Annotated in this window: 19 protein-coding genes; 10 read left to right on the top strand and 9 right to left on the bottom strand. The window is 71.4% G+C overall.

Going from position 1 to position 18,854, the window contains the following annotated elements; all coding sequences use genetic code 11:
- Positions 1-16: 16 nt before the first annotated feature.
- The 3 genes from ACFWYS_RS07200 to ACFWYS_RS07190 are packed head-to-tail and all read right to left on the bottom strand — an operon-like array spanning position 17 to position 3,620.
- The gene (locus ACFWYS_RS07200; RefSeq protein WP_384764549.1) at positions 17-2,578 is read right to left on the bottom strand and encodes an ABC transporter permease; all 2,562 of its coding nucleotides are present in this window, start codon (positions 2,576-2,578) and stop codon (positions 17-19) included.
- Complete coding sequence (locus ACFWYS_RS07195; RefSeq protein WP_384764547.1) at positions 2,575-3,342, bottom strand: ABC transporter ATP-binding protein; 768 nt, start codon at positions 3,340-3,342, stop codon at positions 2,575-2,577. Before ACFWYS_RS07195 ends, ACFWYS_RS07200 begins: the two co-directional genes overlap by 4 nt.
- A complete protein-coding gene (locus ACFWYS_RS07190; protein WP_384764546.1) occupies positions 3,339-3,620 on the bottom strand; it encodes an SHOCT domain-containing protein in 282 nt (93 codons plus the stop codon). The genes ACFWYS_RS07195 and ACFWYS_RS07190 overlap by 4 nt, the downstream gene beginning before the upstream one ends.
- A gap of 216 nt (positions 3,621-3,836) precedes the next feature.
- Here ACFWYS_RS07190 and ACFWYS_RS07185 point away from each other — a divergent pair, with 216 nt between their 5' ends.
- From ACFWYS_RS07185 to ACFWYS_RS07175, 3 genes are all read left to right on the top strand, one after another.
- Complete coding sequence (locus ACFWYS_RS07185) at positions 3,837-4,406, top strand: TetR/AcrR family transcriptional regulator (RefSeq protein ID WP_384764544.1); 570 nt, start codon at positions 3,837-3,839, stop codon at positions 4,404-4,406.
- Between the two features lie 13 nt (positions 4,407-4,419).
- Positions 4,420-4,992, top strand: a complete 573-nt coding sequence (locus ACFWYS_RS07180; protein WP_384764542.1) for a DUF4865 family protein — start codon at positions 4,420-4,422, stop codon at positions 4,990-4,992.
- Positions 4,993-5,098: 106 nt separating this feature from the next.
- Positions 5,099-5,500, top strand: coding sequence for a tautomerase family protein (locus ACFWYS_RS07175; protein WP_384764539.1), 402 nt, complete (start codon positions 5,099-5,101; stop codon positions 5,498-5,500).
- A 59-nt stretch (positions 5,501-5,559) separates the two neighbouring features.
- Here the strand turns inward: ACFWYS_RS07175 and ACFWYS_RS07170 are convergent, their stop codons facing one another.
- Positions 5,560-6,009 (bottom strand): RpiB/LacA/LacB family sugar-phosphate isomerase, encoded by a 450-nt coding sequence (locus tag ACFWYS_RS07170; protein ID WP_384764537.1) that lies wholly within the window; start codon positions 6,007-6,009, stop codon positions 5,560-5,562.
- Positions 6,010-6,093: 84 nt separating this feature from the next.
- On the opposite strand from ACFWYS_RS07170, the gene ACFWYS_RS07165 reads away from it, so the two are divergent.
- A complete protein-coding gene (locus ACFWYS_RS07165; protein ID WP_384764535.1) occupies positions 6,094-6,381 on the top strand; it encodes a hypothetical protein in 288 nt (95 codons plus the stop codon).
- A 185-nt stretch (positions 6,382-6,566) separates the two neighbouring features.
- Here the strand turns inward: ACFWYS_RS07165 and ACFWYS_RS07160 are convergent, their stop codons facing one another.
- Both ACFWYS_RS07160 and ACFWYS_RS07155 read right to left on the bottom strand, forming a co-directional pair.
- A complete protein-coding gene (locus ACFWYS_RS07160; protein ID WP_384764534.1) occupies positions 6,567-7,805 on the bottom strand; it encodes an ROK family protein in 1,239 nt (412 codons plus the stop codon).
- A 36-nt stretch (positions 7,806-7,841) separates the two neighbouring features.
- Positions 7,842-8,498, bottom strand: coding sequence for an alpha-ketoglutarate-dependent dioxygenase AlkB family protein (locus tag ACFWYS_RS07155; RefSeq protein ID WP_384764532.1), 657 nt, complete (start codon positions 8,496-8,498; stop codon positions 7,842-7,844).
- Between the two features lie 102 nt (positions 8,499-8,600).
- Here ACFWYS_RS07155 and ACFWYS_RS07150 point away from each other — a divergent pair, with 102 nt between their 5' ends.
- A complete protein-coding gene (locus ACFWYS_RS07150; protein WP_384764685.1) occupies positions 8,601-9,734 on the top strand; it encodes a methyltransferase in 1,134 nt (377 codons plus the stop codon).
- 39 nt (positions 9,735-9,773) lie between these two features.
- Here the strand turns inward: ACFWYS_RS07150 and ACFWYS_RS07145 are convergent, their stop codons facing one another.
- Positions 9,774-10,628 (bottom strand): ketose-bisphosphate aldolase, encoded by an 855-nt coding sequence (locus ACFWYS_RS07145; protein WP_384764531.1) that lies wholly within the window; start codon positions 10,626-10,628, stop codon positions 9,774-9,776.
- A gap of 33 nt (positions 10,629-10,661) precedes the next feature.
- Positions 10,662-11,543, bottom strand: coding sequence for an SIS domain-containing protein (locus tag ACFWYS_RS07140; protein WP_384764529.1), 882 nt, complete (start codon positions 11,541-11,543; stop codon positions 10,662-10,664).
- A 133-nt stretch (positions 11,544-11,676) separates the two neighbouring features.
- Between ACFWYS_RS07140 and ACFWYS_RS07135 the strand changes: the two genes are divergently transcribed.
- From ACFWYS_RS07135 to ACFWYS_RS07125, 3 genes are all read left to right on the top strand, one after another.
- Positions 11,677-12,456 carry a DeoR/GlpR family DNA-binding transcription regulator gene (locus ACFWYS_RS07135; protein ID WP_384764527.1) on the top strand — a complete coding sequence of 260 codons (780 nt, stop codon included), beginning with the start codon at positions 11,677-11,679 and terminating at the stop codon, positions 12,454-12,456.
- A gap of 199 nt (positions 12,457-12,655) precedes the next feature.
- Complete coding sequence (locus ACFWYS_RS07130) at positions 12,656-14,503, top strand: glycoside hydrolase family 15 protein (RefSeq protein ID WP_384764525.1); 1,848 nt, start codon at positions 12,656-12,658, stop codon at positions 14,501-14,503.
- An 83-nt stretch (positions 14,504-14,586) separates the two neighbouring features.
- Positions 14,587-15,267, top strand: coding sequence for an isochorismatase family protein (locus ACFWYS_RS07125; RefSeq protein ID WP_384764523.1), 681 nt, complete (start codon positions 14,587-14,589; stop codon positions 15,265-15,267).
- 7 nt (positions 15,268-15,274) lie between these two features.
- Here the strand turns inward: ACFWYS_RS07125 and ACFWYS_RS07120 are convergent, their stop codons facing one another.
- The gene (locus ACFWYS_RS07120; protein WP_384764521.1) at positions 15,275-16,600 is read right to left on the bottom strand and encodes a lysine N(6)-hydroxylase/L-ornithine N(5)-oxygenase family protein; all 1,326 of its coding nucleotides are present in this window, start codon (positions 16,598-16,600) and stop codon (positions 15,275-15,277) included.
- Between the two features lie 84 nt (positions 16,601-16,684).
- Here ACFWYS_RS07120 and ACFWYS_RS07115 point away from each other — a divergent pair, with 84 nt between their 5' ends.
- Together ACFWYS_RS07115 and ACFWYS_RS07110 are read left to right on the top strand one after the other, a co-directional pair.
- Positions 16,685-17,638, top strand: a complete 954-nt coding sequence (locus ACFWYS_RS07115) for a methionyl-tRNA formyltransferase (protein WP_384764519.1) — start codon at positions 16,685-16,687, stop codon at positions 17,636-17,638.
- A gap of 86 nt (positions 17,639-17,724) precedes the next feature.
- Positions 17,725-18,741 (top strand): iron-siderophore ABC transporter substrate-binding protein, encoded by a 1,017-nt coding sequence (locus ACFWYS_RS07110; protein WP_384764517.1) that lies wholly within the window; start codon positions 17,725-17,727, stop codon positions 18,739-18,741.
- Positions 18,742-18,854: the final 113 nt, after the last annotated feature.

Raw genomic sequence — 18,854 nt, 5'->3', positions numbered from 1 at the left:
CGCCGGGCCCGGTCGCCTACTCCGTGGCGATGGCCCTCAGTACGTCCAGGCGTGCCGCTCGGCGTGCCGGGCGTAGGCCCGCGAGGGCTCCGGCCGCTATGCCCACCAGCGCCACGACCGCCAGTTGCAGGGGTGGCATCGCGAAGGCGAACGCGCTGTCGCTCGCTCCGTCGGAGGCCTCGACCAGGACCCAGCCGAGGAAGGCGCCGAGACCGAGGCCGCCCACCGTGCCGAAGGCGGCCACCAAGACCGATTCCCAGCGGACCATCGCGCGCAGCTGGGAGCGGGTCTGGCCCACCGCCCGCAACAGGCCCAGCTCGCGGGTGCGTTCGTGGATGGCCAGGGTGAGGGTGTTGGCGATGCCGAGGAGCGCGATGAGTACGGCGAGGGCCAGCAGGGCGTAGACCAGGGTGAGCATCATGTCGATGCCGGCCGCCGACGACTGCGCGTACTCGTCCCGGGTCTGCACGTCCGGGTTGCCGTACTGCTGTGCCACCTTCTCCACGGCCGCCTTGCCGGCGTCCGTGCCCACGCCGTCCTTGAACGACACGGCGAGCAGGGTGTCGGCGTCCTGTGTGCGGTGCGGGGCCCAGGCGTCGCGGGTGATGACGTAGTCACCGGCCAGTTCGGACTGGCCGTAGAGCGCGCGGACCGTGAACGTCTGCGTACGGCCGTCCGTGAAGGTGAGGCGGGCCGTGTCGCCGGTCGTCAGGTGCTGCTTGTCGGCCTCCTTCTCGGTGATGGCGATGCCGTCGGTGCCCAGGTCGCTCAGGGAGCCCTGGACCCGGCCGAGGTCGAAGGTGCGCTCCAGGGCGAGCGGGTCGGTGACCGTCAGCGCCCTGCCCTCGCCGTCGACGTCGGCGACGCCCCGGCCGAGTCCTACGGCCGTGTCCACCTCGGGCAGACGCTGGACCGCGTCGGCGAGGCGGGGGCTCAGGCCGCTGCCGCCCGCGCCGAAACCCGGGGTGCTGACGGCCACGTCGCCCGCGAAGGAACGGGACACGGTCTGGTCCATCGTCGCCTTCAGCGACGCGCCGAACACCGTGAACAGGGACACGACGGCCACGCCGATCATCAGGGCGCCGGCCGTCGCCGCCGTCCGCTTCGGGCTGCGCAGCGCGTTGCGCCGGGCGAGTCCGCCGGTGACGCCGCGCAGGCGGTCGAGGGGGCTGCCGAGGACGCGTACGGCCGTGGAGGAGGCGACCGGGCCCAGGACCACGAAGGCGACCAGGGCGAGGACCGCGCCGGTACCCGCCAGCCAGAGGGACGGGGAGAGCAGGACGCCGGTGAGGGTGACGCCGATGGCGAGGGCGATCATGCCCAGGCCGGTGACCGCGCGGGTGCGGGAGGCGCCGGAGGTGTCGACCGCCGTCTCGCGCAGCGCCGCCAGCGGTGCGGTGCGGCCGGCGCGCACGGCGGGCAGGACCGCGGAGCCGAGGCAGACCACGATGCCGACCGCGAGGGGCAGGCTCATGGAGAGTGCGCCGATCACCAGGTCGCCCTCGGGGAAGGGGAATCCGATCGCCGGGAACAGGGCCTGGAGCCCGGCCGCGATGCCGATCCCGCCCGCGAGGCCCGCTGCCGACGCGGTGACGGCCACGGCGGTCGCCTCTGCGAGGGTCGACGCGGTCACCTGGCGGCGTGAGGCGCCGAGGGCGCGCAACAGGGCGTTCTCGCGAGTGCGCTGGGCCACGACGATCGCGAAGGTGTTGTGGATGGAGAAGGTCGCGACGAGCAGGGCGACGCCGGAGAACACCAGGAGGAAGGTGGTGAAGACGGTCAGGAACTGGCTGGAGATCATATCGGTGTTCTCCTCGGCCGACTCCTGGCCGGTGATGGCCTCAACTCCCTTGGGGAGGGCGGGAGTCAGCCGATCGACCAGTTCCTGCTGGCTCACCCCCGGTCCGGCCCGCACCTGGATGCTCGTGGCCTCGCCGGGCCTGGCCGTCAGGTACTTCTCCGCGTCGGCGCGGGTCATGCCCGTGTATGTCACCTGGGCCATGCCGTCCTCGCCGCCGAAGGTCGCGAGGCCTACGACGGTCACCTTGACGGGATCCGGCGTGCGCAGGGTCGTCGTGTCGCCGATCTTCAGGTCGCCGCGCTCGGCTGTGCCGCGGTCGATGACCACCTCGCCCGACTTCCGGGGCGTGCGGCCCTCGGCGAGCTGGTAGGCGTTGAGCTCGGGGTCGGCTATCCAGTTGCCGGCGAGGGTGGGCGGGCCCTGACCGCCGATGGGGTCGCCGTTCTTGCCGACGAGCTGGCCGGCGCCCTGGATGGTGGGGGCCGCGGCCGCGACGCCGGGGACCCTCTCGATCGTGCCGACCAGGTCCGAGGCGACCGGTGCGCGCACGCCCGCGCTTTCGCCGGGCGTGGTGATGGCGTCGGCGCTGCGGACGACGGCGTCCGTGCCGCTGGTCGCGTTGCCGAACATGGTGTCGAAGCTGGCGCGGAGCGTGTCGCCCATGACGAGGGTCCCGGCGAGGAAGGCGACGCCGAGGAAGACCGCGAGGAACGTACCGGCGAAGCGGCGCTTGTGGGCGCGCAGGGAGGACACGCTCAGGCGGACGGATGCGTTCATGACGGCACCTCGAAGGCTTTCATGCGGTCCAGGACCTTGTCGGCGGTCGGGGATTCCATCCGGTCGACCAGGCGTCCGTCGGCGAGGAACACGACCTCGTCGGCGTGGGCGGCGGCCACCGGGTCGTGGGTGACCATGACGACCGTGCGGGAGGTCTGGCGCACCGCGCGGCCGAGCAGCCCGAGGACCTCGCCGCCGGAGCGGGAGTCGAGGTTGCCGGTCGGCTCGTCGGCGAAGACGACGTCCGGCCGTCCGGCGAAGGCGCGGGCCACGGCGACGCGTTGCTGCTGGCCGCCGGAGAGTTCGGAGGGGCGGTGGTGGAGCCGGTCGCGCAGGCCGACGACGTCGATCAGCGCGTCGATCCATTCGTCGTCGCCGATGCCGCTCTTGCGGCCCGCGAGGTCCAGCGGCAGCGTGATGTTCTCCGCGACGGTCAGCGTCGGAACCAGGTTGAAGGCCTGGAAGACGAAGCCGACGCGGTCCCGGCGCAGCAGGGTCAGGCGGCGGTCGTCCAGGCTGCTCAGCTCGGTGTCGCCGATGTGGGCGGTGCCCGAGGTGAGCGTGTCGAGACCGGCCGCGCAGTGCATCAGAGTGGACTTGCCCGAGCCCGAGGGCCCCATGATCGCGGTGAAGCGGCCGACCGGGAAGTCGACGCTCACCCCGTCCAGGGCCCGCACGCTGGTGTCGCCACTGCCGTACACCTTCACGGCGTCCACGACCCGGGCGGCCGTCGGCGTGGTGGTCGTGACGGTTGCGGTCGTCATGCCGCACCGCCCTTGCCCGTACGGCCGAACTGCTCGTCCAGGACGGACAGCCGGCGCCAGTACTCGTCCTCGTCGATCTCGCCGGAGGCGAAGCGGTGGCCGAGTACGGCGATGGGCGAGTTGTCGTCGGGGGCCGGCCGCCAGGAGCCGCGGCGTCCGCGCCACACCGTGCGGCGCAGCAGTGTGATGCCGCCGATCACCACGGCCGCCCAGATCAGTGGGAAGAAGAGGATCCACGGGCCGGGGCCGCCGTCGGCGAAGTGTGCGAGGGTCTGCATCTCTGGTCATCTCCCGGGTCGGTTCGGACGGTTCGGACGGTTCTTCGGGCGTTTCTTCGGTGATGCCTTGAGACTCGCGCCGGAGGGGGGTCCGGGTCGTCGTACGGCCAGCGGCAGTGTGCGTACCTCGTGGGGAGTACGGAGGGCCGACTCAACTGCTCCGAAGCGGCTCGGGTGGGCTCGACTTCTGTAACTACTAGTATGTACAGTGATCGCATGAGCACCTCGGACCGACTGATCGAGTCCACCCGGGAGCTGCTGTGGGAGCGCGGCTACGTGGGCACCAGCCCCAAGGCCATCCTGGAGCGGGCCGGTGCCGGGCAGGGCAGCATGTACCACCACTTCAAGGGGAAGCCGGATCTCGCGCTGGCCGCGATCCGGCGGACCGCCGAGGAGATGCGGGCTACCGCCGCGGGAGTACTCGACGGGCCGGGCACGCCGTACGAGCGCATCGAGGCGTATCTGCGGCGCGAGCGTGATGTGCTGCGCGGCTGTCCGGTCGGGCGGCTGACGATGGACCCGGACGTGATCGCCAGCGACGAGCTGCGGGCGCCGGTCGACGAGACGCTGGACTGGTTGCGGGAGCGGCTCGCCGGGATCGTCGAGGAGGGCAGGGAGCAGGGGCAGTTCGGGCCCGGGCTCGACGCCGAGGCGATCGCGGCGACGATCGTCGCGACCGTCCAGGGCGGCTATGTCCTTGCCCGCGCGTCCGGTTCGCCCGACGCCTTCGACGTGGGCGTACGCGGGCTGCTCTCACTGCTCTCCCCGCGCCGGGAACCCCACTAGGAAGGCGGCTCCGATGCATGCGATGCAGTACCGGCTCACCCTGCCCGCCGACTACGACATGGAGATCATCCGTCGGCGCGTCGCCCGCAAGGGGCATCTGCTCGACGACTGGGAGGGGCTGGGCCTCAAGGCGTACCTCGTGCGTGAGCGCGGCGTACACGGCTCGCCGGTCAACCAGTACGCGCCGTTCTATCTCTGGAACACCGTGACCGGCATGAACTCCTTCCTCTGGGGCGGCCCCTTCCAGGGCATCGCCGACGACTTCGGACGGCCGCCGGTCCGGCAGTGGACCGGGCTGGCGTACGAGGAGGGCGGCGCCGCCGGCTCCCCCGCGCGGGTCGCGGTACTACGGCATCAACACGTGCCGGACGGGGCTCCGTTGACCGATATGGCGGCGGAGGCCGTGCGGGAGTCCGGGCGGCTGGCCTGCGAGGACGGCGCGGTGCTCGCGGCGTCCGCCGTGGACACGAGCCGTTGGGAGCTGATCCACTTCTCCCTCTGGGAGAACGACACGCCCAAGGCCGACGGCGACATGTACGAGGTGCTGCACCTGTCCGAGCCGGGACGGGACCGCTTGCCGGGCTGACGAGGAACGCGACGACATCTGCCCCCAACTGCGGTGGCGCGCTGGTGGAGAGCTGGTCCCGAGGCTCCGCCGCATGTGACGACAAGACGACAAGGAGACCTCACACATGCCCTTCGTCCGCATCGACGCCATGGGAGCCGATCCCGAGCGGCTCGACGCCCTCGGCCGTGCCGTGCACGACGCCCTGGTGGACGCGATCGGGATCCCGCCGAACGACCGCTTCCAGATACTGACCGGCCACGACGGCACCCGGAGCACGCTGCGCTACGACGACGGTTACCTGGGAATCCACCGGGACGACGGCCTCGTCCACGTCACGATCACCATGCGCTCCGGGCGGACCCCCGCCCAGAAGCAGGCCCTGTACCGGCGGATCGCCGAACTCGCCCTCGCCTACGCAGGCACCGAGCCGCGCAACGTCTTCGTGAACCTGCTGGAGAACGAGCCGATCGACTGGTCCTTCGGCGACGGGGTGGCGCAGTACGCCACCGTGGCGCCTCCGCCCTAGGACACGGCTTGACGGCCGGACCCGTTCCCGTCACGGCCCAGGAGTTGTTCGCGACAGCCCTACCGCCCGCTGCCGTCCAGCCGCCCCACGCGCGCCACGTTCTCCCCGACCTCGGCGTCCCCGCTCGGCTCGCCGGTGAACCAGGCGTCGAGGATCTCCTTGAGCAGGGGCTCGGAAGTGAGGCGCAGGCTGAGGGCGAGCACATTGGCGTCGTTCCAGCGGCGGGCACCGCCCGCCGTGTAGGCGTCGGTGCACAGGGCGGCCCGGACGCCCGGCACCTTGTTCGCGGCGATGGACGCGCCCGTGCCGGTCCAGCAGCAGACAACAGCCTGGTCGGCGGTGCCGGTGGCGACCTCACGGGCCGCCGCCTCCGAGCAGGCGGCCCACTGGGGGTCGTCGCCGGGGCTCAGCGCGCCGTGGGTCACCACATCGTGCCCGCGGTCGCGCAACTCGGCGACGAGGAGGCGGGCGACGGGTTTGTCCATGTCCGAGGAGACCGAGATCCGCATGTCCCGAGCCTACCGCCGGGCGTGCGCCCGCCCTGCGCGCGGCCGAGCATGGAGATGAGCGGTGGGAACGGCCGAGGAGGAACCATGCCGACCCTGCACATCGAGCATCCGATCACGGACTTCGCCAGGTGGAAGACGGCCTTCGACCGCTTCGCCCCGGCACGCGCGGACGCGGGTGTACGCCACTACCGCGTCCAGCAGCCCGTCGACGACCCCTCCTACGTCATCGTGGACCTCGATTTCGACGACGTCGCCGACGCCGAGCGGTTCCTGGGGTTCCTGAGGACGAGGGTGTGGTCGTCGTCCGAGAACGCGCCCGCGCTGTCCGGGGCGCCCCGGACGCGGATCCTGGAGATCGCCGAGGAGCGGTGAGGTCGCGGCCGGCTCGGCTGCCGAGGATCCCTCACTCCGGGGTACTCCGTCTGCTCACAGCCGGTACTGGCCGGTCCGGCACTGTGGACCGCCCGCATCTCCGGGGCGCTGGTCAGCGAGTGGCGGGTGTACACGGACTCGTCGGCGGTACGCCGCGAGCTCGGCCTGTCCCCGCCGGGCGGTCCCTAGGCCAGCGCGCCCAGCGGATCGTCCAGCACCGGCTGCCACGCCAACTCGGCCGCGCCGACCAGGCTGTTGTGGTCGAGGGTGCAGGCGAGGATCGGGACGCCGCCGCTCTGCCCCCACAGGCTGCGGTCGGCGACGACGGCGCGGAGGCGTTCGGGGTCGGCGTCGAGGAGGGTGCGGTGGAGGCCGCCGAGGATGATGCGGTCGGGGTTGAGGATGTTGACCAGGCCGGCCAGGCCCAGGCCGAGGCGGTCGATGAGGGCCTCGGTGGCCGTACGGACCGTCGGGTCGTCGTAGTGGTTGCCGATCAGGTCCTTGGCCTGCTGGAGCAACGAGACCTCGGGGCCGGGCTCCCGCCCCGCCGCCGTGAGGAAGGCCAGCGGGTCGGCCTCGACGTCGAGGCAGCCCCGGCTGCCGCAGTGGCAGGGGCGGCCCTCGGGGTTCACGGTGAGGTGGCCGACCTCCAGGGCCAGGCCCGAACTGCCGGTGTGCAGGCGGCCGTCGAGCACGAGCGCACCGCCGACCCCCCGGTGCCCGGTGGCCACGCACAGCAGGTCGCGGGCGCCGCGTCCCGCGCCGTGCCGGTGTTCGGCGAGCGCGGCGAGATTGACGTCGTTGGCGGCGAACGCCGGCCCGGTGATCCCGGCGGCGCGCACGCACTCGGTGAAGATACGGCGCACGGGGGCGCCCACGGGCCACGCCAGGTGCAGCGGGTTCAGGGCCAGGCCGTCGGGTTCGGCCACCGCGGACGGTACGGCGAGTCCGGCGCCGACGCAGCGCCGTCCGGTCGTGCGCAGCAGGTCGGCGCCCGCCTCGACGACCGAGCCGAGCACCTTGGCCGGGTCGGCGTCCACGGTCTCGCAGCCCGGCGCGGTGGCGACGATACGGCCGCCGAGGCCGACCAGCGCCGCCCGGAAACCGTCGGCGTGCACCTGTGCGGCAAGGACGACGGGCCCGTCCTCGGCGACCGACAGCCGGTGCGAGGGCCGGCCCTGCGATCCGGCCGCCGCGCCGGGCCGGGCGTCGACCCGGATCAGCCCGAGCGCCTCCAGCTCGGCGGCCACCGCCCCGGCCGTCGCCCGGGTCACGCCGAGCTCGGCGGTCAGGACGGCACGCGTGGGCGCGCGCCCGGTGTGCACGAGCTCCAACGCGGGTCCGAGCGCACCGCGCCCCCGGTCCAGCCGCGTCCTTGAGGTGGTCCCTTCCCCCGCCGGCCGGGGGTCCGCGTTGCCGCTCATGAGGGGGAGTCTCCCATGATCCGCAGTGGCCGTGGCCTACAGCCCGCTCACCCTGAGCGTGACGTTCAACCGCCCGGTCAGCCCCAACTCCGGCGGCGCGGTGCCCGGCTGCACCTTGGGCACACCGTGGTAGGCGAGGCGTGAGGGGCCGCCGAACACGAACAGGTCGCCGCTGCGCAGTTCGACGTCCGTGTACGGCCGGGTCCGGGTCTCGGTGTTCCCGAAGCGGAAGACGCAGGTGTCGCCCAGGCTCAGGGACACGACCGGCGCCTGCGATCTCTCGTCGCTGTCGCGGTGCATGCCCATGCGGGCGTCGGCGTCATAGAAGTTGATCAGCGCGATGTCGTACGCGGCCTTCGCGTACGTCGCCTGCGGCGCACCCAGCGTGTCCCGCACCGCGCGGCGGCCCAGCTCGCCCAGCCAGTCGGGGAACGGTTTCACCGGGGCGCCGTCTCCGTCGACGACCGTGCGGGCGTAGGTGTACGGGTGCCAGTGCCAGCCGAGGCAGACCTGCCGGGCGGTCATCGTGCCGCCGCCGGGGGTGCGGACGGTGCGCAGGCCGGCCGGTGGGCGGGCCCACTCGCGGCAGGCCTCCAGCAGCTCGCGCTGGGCCTCGGCGTCCAGCCAGTCGGGCAGATGTACCGCGCCCGGCGCGACCTCCGTACGCTCCCGCGGGAACAGCTCGGCGTCCATGCCCTCCATCCTCCCCCACCGGCCGTGAGCTGCGGCTCGGCCGGCGGCGGGTGCGGGCACCTCCCCGCGGTCGCTTAGCCTTGACGCACGATGAACGACCGTATGACGACGCCCTGGGGCGAGCTCGCGCCGACCCGTTTCCCCGAGGACCCGCGCGACAGGCTGCGCGCCTGGGACGCCTCCGACGAGTACCTCCTCAGGCACCTGGCGGAGCAGGAGATCCCGCTCTCCGGCACGGTCGTGGTCGTCGGCGACCGCTGGGGCGCCCTGGCCACGGCGCTGGCGGCGCACCGGCCGACGCAGATCACGGACTCCTACCTCGCCCAGGAGGCGACGCGGGCCAACCTCGCCCGGGCTGGGGTCGAGGCCGGTGCCGTACGGCTGCTCACCACGCAGGATCCGCCGCCCGCCCGCGTCGATCTCCTGCTGATCAGGGTGCCCAAGAGCCTCGCGCTGCTGGAGGACCAGCTGCATCGGCTGGCGCCCGCGGTGCACGAGGGCACGGTGATCGTCGGCACGGGCATGGTGAAGGAGATCCACACCTCGACGCTCCAGCTGTTCGAGCGGATCCTCGGCCCGACCCGCACCTCGCTCGCCGAGAAGAAGGCCCGGCTGATCTTCTGCACGCCCGATCCCTCGCTGCGGCGGCCCGCGAACCCGTGGCCGTACAGCTACGCCCTCCCCGACGGCGTCGGGGTGGTCTCGGGGCGCACGGTCGTCAATCACGCGGGCGTGTTCTGCGCCGACCGGCTCGACATCGGCACGCGGTTCTTCCTGGGGCATCTGCCGGACGGCAAGGGTGTCCGGCGGGTGGTCGATCTCGGGTGCGGCAACGGGGTCGTCGGTACGGCGGTGGCGCTGGCGAACCCGGAGGCCGAGGTGCTGTTCGTGGACGAGTCGTTCCAGGCGGTGGCCTCGGCGGAGGCGACGTACAGGGCGAACGGCGTTCCCGGGCACGCCGAGTTCCGGGTCGGGGACGGGATGGCGGGCGTACCGGCCGGGAGTGTCGACCTCGTGCTGAACAACCCGCCGTTCCATTCGCATCAGGCGACGACCGACGCGACCGCCTGGCGGATGTTCTCAGGGGCGCGGCGGGCGCTGAGGCCGGGCGGTGAGCTGTGGGTGATCGGCAACCGGCATCTCGGCTATCACCTGAAGCTGCGGCGGTTGTTCGGCAACAGCCAACTCGTCGCGAGCGACCCGAAGTTCGTGGTACTGCGGGCCGTGAAGCGATAGCCGCGGCGCCCACGGCGAGCAGCAGGCCCGGGCGGCGGGTCAGGGAGCGCTCAGCACCCGGATGATGCGGGCCACCGCGTCCACCATCGCCTCCCGCCCCACGCTGAGGTACTTGCGTGAGTCGACCGCCTCGGGATGGGCGGCGAGGAAGTCCCGGATCGCGGCCGTCATGGCGATGTTGAGGGCCGTGCCGACGTTGACCTTGGCGATGCCGCCCGCGACCGCCGCGGTCAGTTCGCCGTCGGGGACTCCGGAGGAGCCGTGCAGGACGAGGGGGACGTCCAGGGCGGCGGAGAGGCGTTTGAGGAGGTCGTGGTCGAGCGTCGCGGTGCGGGTGGTCATGGCGTGCGAGCTGCCGACGGCGACGGCGAGGGCATCGACGCCGGAGTCGGCGACGAAGGCGTGCGCCTCGGCCGGGTCGGTGCGGGCGCCGGGCGCGTGGGCGTCGAGCGGCGGCTCGCCGTTCTTGCCGCCGAGCCGCCCCAACTCGGCCTCGATCCACAGGCCTTGGGCGTGCGCCCAGTCGACGGCCGCCTTCGTCGCGGCGAGGTTGTCCAGGTACGGCAGCCGGGCCGCGTCGTACATCACCGAGCTGAACCCGGCGGCCGGCGCCTGCCGCAGCAGGTCGTCGCTCTGGATGTGGTCGAGGTGCAGCGCGACGGGGACGGCGGCGCGTTCGGCGGCGGCGACGGCCGCGCGGGCGAGCGGCAGCAGGCGCCCGTAGCGGAACTTGACGGCGTTCTCGCTGACCTGGAGGACGACGGGCGCGCCCACCGACTCCGCGCCGGCGATGACGGCCTCGACATGCTCCAGGGTGATGACGTTGAAAGCGGCGACTGCGGAACGGGCTGCGGCGGCACGGGTGACGAGCTCGCCGGTGGTCGCGAGGGGCACGGCCTGTCCTTTCTCGACGTGTGACGGGACGCGTCAGGGGGCGAGGATCACCGAGCGGGTGAGGTGGCGCGGCTGGTCCGGGTCGAGGCCGCGGGCCGCGGCGACGGCGACCGCGAGCCGCTGGGCGCGGACCAGCTCGGCTAGGGGGTCGAGGCGGCCCTCGATCCACAGCCCGCCGGTGGCGCGGACCTGTTCGGCGAGCCCTTCGGGTGCCTCGCCGAACATCCAGGTCGCCGTCCCGCTGGTGGTGATGCTGATCGGACCGTGCCGGTACTCCATGGCCGGGTAGGCCTCGGTCCAGGACAGCGACGCCTCGCGCATCTTCAGCCCGGCCTCGTTGGCCAGGCCCACGGTCCAGCCGCGTCCCAGGAACGTGAACTGCCCGCACGCCACGAGCCCTTCGGGCAGCTCGTCGGCGAGCGCGGTGCGGGCGTCGGCGACGACCGCGTCGGTGTGCAGACCGAGGTGGGCGCGGAGCAGGGTGAGGGCGGTGGTGGCGAACCGGGTCTGCACGACGGACCGTTCGTCCACGTAGTCCAGAACGGCGACCTCGTCCGCGGCCGCCATGACGGGCGTGTCCGGGTCGGCGGTGATCGCCGTGGTGCGTGTGCGGCCCTTCAGCCTCCCCAGCAGGTCGAGGACTTCGGTGGTGGTCCCGGAGCGGCTGAGGGCGAGGACCCGGTCGTACGTCCGTCCGTGCGGGAACTCCGACGCGGCGAAGGCGTCCGTCTCCCCCGCGCCCGATTCCTCGCGCAGCGCGGCGAACGCCTGCGCCATGAAGTACGACGTGCCGCAGCCGACAACCGCGACCCGCTCCCCCGGCGCCGGCAGCACCCCGCCGAGGCCGGTCGCCTCGGCCGCGGCGCGCGCCCAGCACTCGGGCTGGCTGTTGAGCTCGTCCTCGACATGCGTCATGCCGCCACCTTTCCGGCCCACCATGGATCCTCGTGATTGTTCATGCAAGATATAGCCGACTTTCGAGCATAATCAAGCATTGCAGCTGAGAGGGGTGCGCTAAGGTCGCCGGAGATCGAGGAATGGAGGGCGGATGTCGCGCGACGCCCGCTGGAAGGCGCTGCTGGAGCTGCTCGTCGAGCGGGGCCGGCTGGACGTCGAGGAGGCGGCCGCCGAGCTGGCGGTGTCGGCCGCGACGATCCGGCGTGACTTCGACCAGCTCGCCGAGCAGCAGATGCTGGTGCGCACGCGCGGCGGCGCCGTCGTGCACGGGGTGTCGTACGAACTGCCGCTGCGCTACAAGACCGCCCGGCACGTCTCCGAGAAGCAGCGCGTCGCCAAGGCGGTCGCCGATCTGATCGCGCCCGGCGAGGCGGTGGGGCTGACCGGCGGGACGACGACCACCGAGGTGGCGCGCGCCCTGGCCGTGCGCAGCGACCTGGCGTCCGGCACGCCCGCGCTGACCATCGTCACCAACGCGCTCAACATCGCCAACGAGCTGGCCGTGCGCCCCCAGTTCAAGATCGTGGTCACGGGCGGGGTCGCGCGCCCGCAGTCGTACGAGCTCATCGGGCCGCTCGCGGACGGGGTGCTCGCCCAGATCACCATCGATGTGGCGGTGCTCGGCGTCGTCGCCTTCGACCTCACGCACGGCGCCGCCGCGCACGACGAGGCGGAGGCGGCGATCAACCGGCTGCTGTGCGAGCGGGCCGAGCGGGTCATCGTGGCCGCGGACTCCAGCAAGCTGGGGCAGCGGGCGTTCGCCCGGATCTGCGCGGCCGACGCGGTGGACACGCTGGTCACGGACGCGGCGGCCGACCCGGAGACGGTGCGGCGCTTCGAAGAGGCGGGCCTGCGGGTCGTCACGGTCTGACCGCCGACACCGATCCCGGGCCCCCGTTCGCGGACCGACCCCCCATCCCCAGCCTCTCGTTCCCGGACCGGCCCCGACGCCGGCTCGCTTCGCCCCCCGCCCCCACCCTCGCCCTCGCCCTGATCCCGATCCCGGCACCCGCCCGCCCGATTTCTCCTACGCTGGGAGCGAGGCGCATGGTCGGCCCAGGGAGGCTCCGATGAGCACGACACCGATCGACCAGGACGAACCGGCGGCTTCGCGGCGGCCGGGGCGGTATCTGCCGATCGCCGAGCACGGGCTGATCGGCGATCTGCGCAGTGTGGCCCTGGTCGGGACGGACGGCACGATCGACTGGTACTGCTGCCCGGCCTTCGACGCGCCGAGTGTCTTCGCGGCGATCCTGGACGCGGAGCGGGGCGGCTGCTTCGAGCTGGCGGCCGCGGTGCCGGCACAGACCAAGCAGTTCTACTTCCCCGACACGAACGTCCTGATCACCCGCTTCTTCACCGAGGACGGCGTCGGCGAGGTGCAGGACTTCATGCCGGTCGACGGCGGCTCGGTGGAGGCGGAACGCCACCGGCTGATCCGGCGCGTGGTGTGCGTCCGCGGATCCATCCCGTTCCGCACCCGCGTGGCGCCGCGCTTCGACTACGGCGCCGAGCCGCACACCGTACGCATGGTCGGCGACGTCGCGGTGTTCGAGTCCGAGAAGCTGTCGCTCGGGCTGACCTCGACCGTGCCGCTGGAGGTCGACGACCTGGACGCGCACGCCGAGTTCAAGCTCGCCCAGGGCGAGTCGGCGGTGTTCGCGCTGGACCAGGTCGGCGGCGAGGTGACCCCGCGCCGGTGTGCGCACAGCGAGGCCGAGGCGCAGTTCAACAGCACGGTCGCCTACTGGCGGCACTGGCTGTCCGCCTCCAAGTACCGGGGCCGCTGGCGGGAGATGGTGCACCGCTCGGCCCTCACCCTGAAGCTGCTCACCTACGCGCCGACCGGCGCCATCGTGGCCGCGCCGACGACGAGCCTGCCCGAGCAGATCGGCGGCGAACGCAACTGGGACTACCGGTACGTGTGGGTGCGCGACGCCGCCTTCTGTGTGTACGCGCTGCTGCGGCTGGGCTTCACCAGCGAGGCCGAGGCGTTCATGAACTTCGTGACCCGGCACATCACCCCGGGCGACGGCAAGCCGTCGGGCCCCCTTCAGATCATGTACGGCATCGACGGCCGCGCCGATCTGCCGGAGCGTGAACTCGGCCATCTGGAGGGGCATCTCGGTTCCGCCCCGGTACGGATCGGCAATGCCGCCTCCGACCAGCTCCAGCTCGACATCTACGGTGCGCTGATCGACTCGATCTACCTGTACGACAAATGGGCGGAGCCCATTTCCAGCGACCAGTGGGACGACGTGTGCGCGCTGGTGGACTGGGTGTGCGAGCACTGGGACCAGCCCGACGAGGGCATCTGGGAGACCCGCGGCGGCCGCAAGAACTTCCTGTACTCGCGGCTGATGTGCTGGGTGGCGATCGAGCGGGCGATCCGCATGGCCAACCGGCGCGGACTGCCCGCCGATCTGCCCCGCTGGCAGGCCTGCCGGGACACCATCTACCGGCGGATCATGAAGCGCGGCTGGTCCGAGACGCGTCAGGCGTTCGTCCAGCACGAGGACGGCGACGTGCTGGACGCGGCCGTACTGATGATGCCGCTGTCGAAGTTCATCGCGCCGACCGACCCCAAGTGGCTGTCCACCCTGGACGCCCTGACGCAGGAGCTGGTGTCCGACTCGCTGGTCTACCGCTACGACCCGGGGGCGAGCCCCGACGGGCTGCGCGGCGACGAGGGCACGTTCTCGATCTGCTCGTTCTGGTACGTCGAGGCGATGGTCCGGGCCGGCCGGGTGGACGAGGCACGGCTCGCCTTCGAGAAGATGCTGACGTACGCCAACCATCTGGGCCTGTACGCCGAGGAGATCAGCCACACCGGTGAGCAGCAGGGCAACTTCCCGCAGGCGTTCACCCATCTCGCCCTGATCAGTGCGGCCTTCAACCTCGACCGTGCCTTGGGATGACGGGAGTTGACCGGTTTTACCGGAAAGACAATCGAACTTAGGTGAGGCTAACCTAAATTGGGGCGCGATGGAGCCGCATATCGATGCAGCCCCAACTCACCGAAGGGCAACCCGAGATGACCCCTGGCTCGATCTTCCCGTACGTCATGCCCACCCCCGCAATGCTCCCCGACGATCCGACCGGGTGGACCCTCGACCCGGGCCGGGCGGCGCTCCTGGTACTCAATCTGCAGCGGCGCTTCCTGCGGGAGCTGGGCCGCGAGGGCGCTCCGGTCGCCGAACTCCTCGCGAACGCGGGCCGGTTGGTGGACGCCGCCCATGCCGTGGGTGTTCCGGTCATCCACTCGGTGCCGGCCGGCGAGCGGGGCCCCGCCCCCACCGGCCGCCCCTCCGGCCCGCCCACCGACCGGGACGGCGAGGCGTTCGCCGAGCAGGTGCTGCCGCACATCGGCGACACCGTGCTCACCGCGCGGAAGTACAGCGCGTTCGCCCGGACCCGGCTGGACGGCCGGTTACGGGAGCTCAGGCGTGATCAGGTGGTGGTCGTCGGGTTGTTCGCCCGGGTCGGTGTGCTGATGACGGCCGCCGACGCCTGGGTGGCGGACCTGGAGCCGTTCGTCGTCGCGGACGCCATCGCCGATGTGTCCGCCGGGAGCCATGAGTTCGCGCTGGAATGGGTGGCGGACACCTGCGGGGCGGTGACGTCCACGGATCGCGTGGTGACCGTCTTCGCCCCCGCCGTGCCCACGGCGGAAGCGGTCTGACCCCGGCTCAGACGGACGCCGTACGGCGGTCCAGCAGGGAGCGGTGGATCTCCCCGGCGCGGATCGCGGTGGTCGACAGCAGGGTGGAGGTGAGTCCATGGGTGTGCTCGGTGCCGCCCTGGACGTAGATTCCCGCGGCGACGTCGGGAGCGGTCTCCACGCGGTGGTCGCGGCTGACCCGGATCGCGTCCCCGTCGTCCCGGAGGCAGACCTTCGACGCCTCGCCGAGCAGGGCGGTGAGGTCGCGGGGCCGGTAGCCGGTGGCGTGCACGAGCACGTCGGCCTCAAGGACCCGCTGCTCCCCGGTCGGCAGGAACTCCACCGCGACGTCGAGCCCTCCGTCACGGCGCCGTCCGACGTCGCGGATGCGGGAGACGTTGAGGAAGCGCAGCCGTTCGCGGCCGGTGACCTTCTCCTGGTACGCGGTGGCGTACAGGGCCTCGATCAACTCCATGTCGACCACGGAGTAGTTGGTGGAGCGGTGGTAGTCGAAGAGGGACTGTTTCACCTCGGAGGGGGCCACGAAGTACACGTCCACCGCCTCCGGGTCGAAGATGCGGTTGGCGAACGGGCTGTCGTCGGCCGGGGTGTAGCCGTACTTGGCGAACACCGCGCAGACCTCGGCCTGCGGGAAGGAGCGGTGCAGATAGTCGACGGTCTCCGCGGCGCTCTGCCCGGCCCCGAGGACGACCGCGCGGCGCACCGGGGTCCCGGTGGTGGCTAGTTCGGTCACCCGGGGAAGTAACTGGCTGTTGTGCCAGATCCGTTCGGAGAGTTCGACGCCGGGCGGCACATGGGGTTCCAGGCCGACCGCGACGCTGATGTCCCGGGCGCGGTACGTGACATGACGGTCGGGCCGCTCCGGGTCGCGGCAGACCACCTCGAAGTGCGTGACGGTGCCCGTGTCGTCGCGCACGGGGTCGATGGCGGTCACCTCGTGGTCGTACGCCACGAGGTGCCGCACCCGCTCGGCGGCCCACTCGAAGTACTCGTGGAACTCGACGCGGAGCGGGAAGAGCGTCTTCTGGTTCAGGAAGTCGACCAGCCGGCCGCGTTCGCGCAGGAAGCACAGGAAGCTGAAGTCGCTGGCCGGATCGCGCAGCGTCACCAGGTCCTTGAGGAACGACACCTGCATGGTGGCGTCGTCGATGAGCATGCCCCGGTGCCAGCCGAAACGCGGCTGGCGCTCCAGGAAAAGGGCGTTGATCCGACGGTCGGCCGGAAGGGTCGCGTTGTGTTCGTCAATCGCTATGGCCAGTGCGAGATTTGACGGCCCGAAGCCGATTCCGAGGACGTCGTAGGTGGTGTCCGATCCCGTGAGCGGTGACTTCACCGTGGCATCGCCTCCCTCAGGCAGCCACATGTTAGATAAGGTTAGCCTTACCTTGCAATGGAGCCCGCCGAAGGGGAGAACCGCATGCGCGTCGCCATGTTCGGCTACCAGACCTGGGGTCACCGCACACTGCAGGCCTTGCTGGACTCCGATCACGAGGTCGTCCTCGTGGTCACCCACCCCAAGAGCGACCACGCCTACGAAAAGATCTGGGACGACTCGGTCGCCGAACTGGCCGAGAAGAACGACGTCCCCGTACTCCTGCGCAACCGCCCGGACGACCCCGAACTCCTCGCCGCCCTGCGCGAGGCCCGGCCCGACATCCTGGTCACCAACAACTGGCGCACCTGGCTGCCGCCGGAGCTCTTCGACCTGCCCCCGCACGGCACGCTCAACGTCCACGACTCACTGCTGCCGTCCTACGCCGGCTTCTCGCCCATCATCTGGGCGCTCATCAACGGCGAGGCACGCGTCGGCGTCACCGCACACCGCATGAACGCCGAGCTGGACGCGGGCGACATCCTGGTGCAGCGCTCGGTCGCGGTCGGACCGAAGGACACGGCGACGGACCTGTTCCACCGCACGGTCGACCTCATCGCACCCATCGTGCGCGAGTCGCTCGACCTCATCGCCTCCGGCCAGGACGCCGCCCACTGGCAGCCGCAGGACCGCAGCCGCGCGAGCTTCTTCCACAAGCGCTCCCCGGAGGACAGCCGCATCGACTGGAGCTGGCCGGCGGAGCGTCTGGAGCGCCTCGTACGGGCGCAGTCGGACCCGTACCCCAACGCGTACACGTTCCATCACGGGCAGCGGATCAGGATCGTCTCGGCCGCCGTCTCCGAGGGCCGTTACGGCGGCACTCCGGGCCGGATCTTCATCCGCGAGGGCGACGGCATCGTCATCGTGGCGGGCGCGGAGGCCCACTCGGGCCGCCAGCCGGGGCTGGTGATCCGGCGGCTGCGCACCGACGACGGCACGGAGTACGCGGCGACCGACTACTTCCGCACGATGGGGGGCTACCTCACCGCCCGTCCGTGATCAAAGAACGCCAACTGCCGCCAAAAGCAAAGAAGTTGTCCGAAACGCATTGCTAAGGCAAGGCTTACCTTGCTTTACTGACGCGCATGTCGAGAAAGCTCCTCAGCACCGTTCTCACCGCCACTCTGGCCGCCGCGCTGGCGGCCTGCGGCTCCGTCAAGGACGACTCGAACACCTCCTCCGATGCCTCCGGCGACGCGAAGGCGGACACCTCGTCCGCCTTCCCGGTGTCCGTCAAGCACAAGTTCGGGACCACGAAGATCACCAAGGCGCCCGAGCGGATCGTGGTGATCGGCAACGGCGGCACCGACGACATCGACGCGCTGTACGCCCTGGATGTCACGCCGGTCGCCATCTCCAAGGACGCCCTCAGCAAGGACGGCGTCTACCCCTGGCTGAAGGACAGGATCGACACCAAGAAGACCGAGCTTCTCGACACCCTGACAGCCGTCGACTTCGAGAAGGTGGCGTCGCTCCAGCCCGATCTGATCCTCGCCACCTCCGACTTCACCCTGGACAAGGACTACAAGAAGCTCGCCGCGGTGGCGCCGACCATCGGCTACGAGACGGCCTGGGGGCAGCAGACCTGGCAGGAGCATGTGCAGGTGGTCGCCAAGGCCGTAGGCAAGGAGGAGCAGGGCGAGCAGGTCGTCAAGGCGACCGAGGACAGCATCACCGCGGTGAAGACCAAGCACCCGAAACTGGACGGCAAGACCTACAGCCTGTCCATCGGCAACACCCCGGCGAAGATCTTCACCATCGCGTCCGAGGAGGACTTCGCCGCCAAGCTGATGAGCCAGGTCGGGATGAGCCTGACCCCGTCGGTGAAGAACATCAAGACGGTCAACGGCAGCCCGACCGGTGAGCTGTCCTTCGAGCAGCTCGACAAGCTGGACGCCGATCTGGCCGTCATCGCGTTCACCACACCAGCCCTGCAGAAGGCGTTCGAGGCCAGTGACCTGGTGAAGAACATGTCCTCGGTGAAGGACGGCCGGTACGTCGTGACCGACGTCGCGACCATCAGCCAGCTCCGCAGCCCGTCCGTGCTGGGCATCCCGTGGGCGCTGGACAACCTGGAGCCCGGGTTCAAGAAGCTCGACTGACGGCCCGAGGGGGGCGGCGGTAGGTGGGGGGGTGGGGGGGGTTGGGGGGCACCCCCCACCAACAAAAGACAGAAACAAAAACCAACCACAACAGAGGAGAGAGACCACAACAC

It is taken from the genome of Streptomyces sp. NPDC059010, assembly GCF_042740355.1.
In the GTDB taxonomy this organism is placed as follows: Bacteria; Actinomycetota; Actinomycetes; order Streptomycetales; family Streptomycetaceae; genus Streptomyces.
This window is presented reverse-complemented; position numbering and strand designations above follow the sequence as displayed.

What these genes read in the sequence shown, in the direction of transcription:
- ACFWYS_RS07195 (WP_384764547.1), bottom strand. Translation starts at nt 3,342, where the DNA reads ATGACGACCGCAACCGTCACGACCACCACGCCGACGGCCGCCCGGGTC.
- ACFWYS_RS07160 (WP_384764534.1), bottom strand. Translation starts at nt 7,805, where the DNA reads ATGAGCGGCAACGCGGACCCCCGGCCGGCGGGGGAAGGGACCACCTCA.
- ACFWYS_RS07140 (WP_384764529.1), bottom strand. Translation starts at nt 11,543, where the DNA reads ATGACGCATGTCGAGGACGAGCTCAACAGCCAGCCCGAGTGCTGGGCG.
- ACFWYS_RS07125 (WP_384764523.1), top strand. Translation starts at nt 14,587, where the DNA reads ATGCAGCCCCAACTCACCGAAGGGCAACCCGAGATGACCCCTGGCTCG.
- ACFWYS_RS07150 (WP_384764685.1), top strand. Translation starts at nt 8,601, where the DNA reads ATGACGACGCCCTGGGGCGAGCTCGCGCCGACCCGTTTCCCCGAGGAC.
- ACFWYS_RS07190 (WP_384764546.1), bottom strand. Translation starts at nt 3,620, where the DNA reads ATGCAGACCCTCGCACACTTCGCCGACGGCGGCCCCGGCCCGTGGATC.
- ACFWYS_RS07115 (WP_384764519.1), top strand. Translation starts at nt 16,685, where the DNA reads ATGCGCGTCGCCATGTTCGGCTACCAGACCTGGGGTCACCGCACACTG.
- ACFWYS_RS07175 (WP_384764539.1), top strand. Translation starts at nt 5,099, where the DNA reads ATGCCCTTCGTCCGCATCGACGCCATGGGAGCCGATCCCGAGCGGCTC.
- ACFWYS_RS07180 (WP_384764542.1), top strand. Translation starts at nt 4,420, where the DNA reads ATGCATGCGATGCAGTACCGGCTCACCCTGCCCGCCGACTACGACATG.
- ACFWYS_RS07200 (WP_384764549.1), bottom strand. Translation starts at nt 2,578, where the DNA reads ATGAACGCATCCGTCCGCCTGAGCGTGTCCTCCCTGCGCGCCCACAAG.
- ACFWYS_RS07155 (WP_384764532.1), bottom strand. Translation starts at nt 8,498, where the DNA reads ATGGACGCCGAGCTGTTCCCGCGGGAGCGTACGGAGGTCGCGCCGGGC.
- ACFWYS_RS07170 (WP_384764537.1), bottom strand. Translation starts at nt 6,009, where the DNA reads ATGCGGATCTCGGTCTCCTCGGACATGGACAAACCCGTCGCCCGCCTC.
- ACFWYS_RS07130 (WP_384764525.1), top strand. Translation starts at nt 12,656, where the DNA reads ATGAGCACGACACCGATCGACCAGGACGAACCGGCGGCTTCGCGGCGG.
- ACFWYS_RS07135 (WP_384764527.1), top strand. Translation starts at nt 11,677, where the DNA reads ATGTCGCGCGACGCCCGCTGGAAGGCGCTGCTGGAGCTGCTCGTCGAG.
- ACFWYS_RS07110 (WP_384764517.1), top strand. Translation starts at nt 17,725, where the DNA reads ATGTCGAGAAAGCTCCTCAGCACCGTTCTCACCGCCACTCTGGCCGCC.
- ACFWYS_RS07165 (WP_384764535.1), top strand. Translation starts at nt 6,094, where the DNA reads ATGCCGACCCTGCACATCGAGCATCCGATCACGGACTTCGCCAGGTGG.
- ACFWYS_RS07185 (WP_384764544.1), top strand. Translation starts at nt 3,837, where the DNA reads ATGAGCACCTCGGACCGACTGATCGAGTCCACCCGGGAGCTGCTGTGG.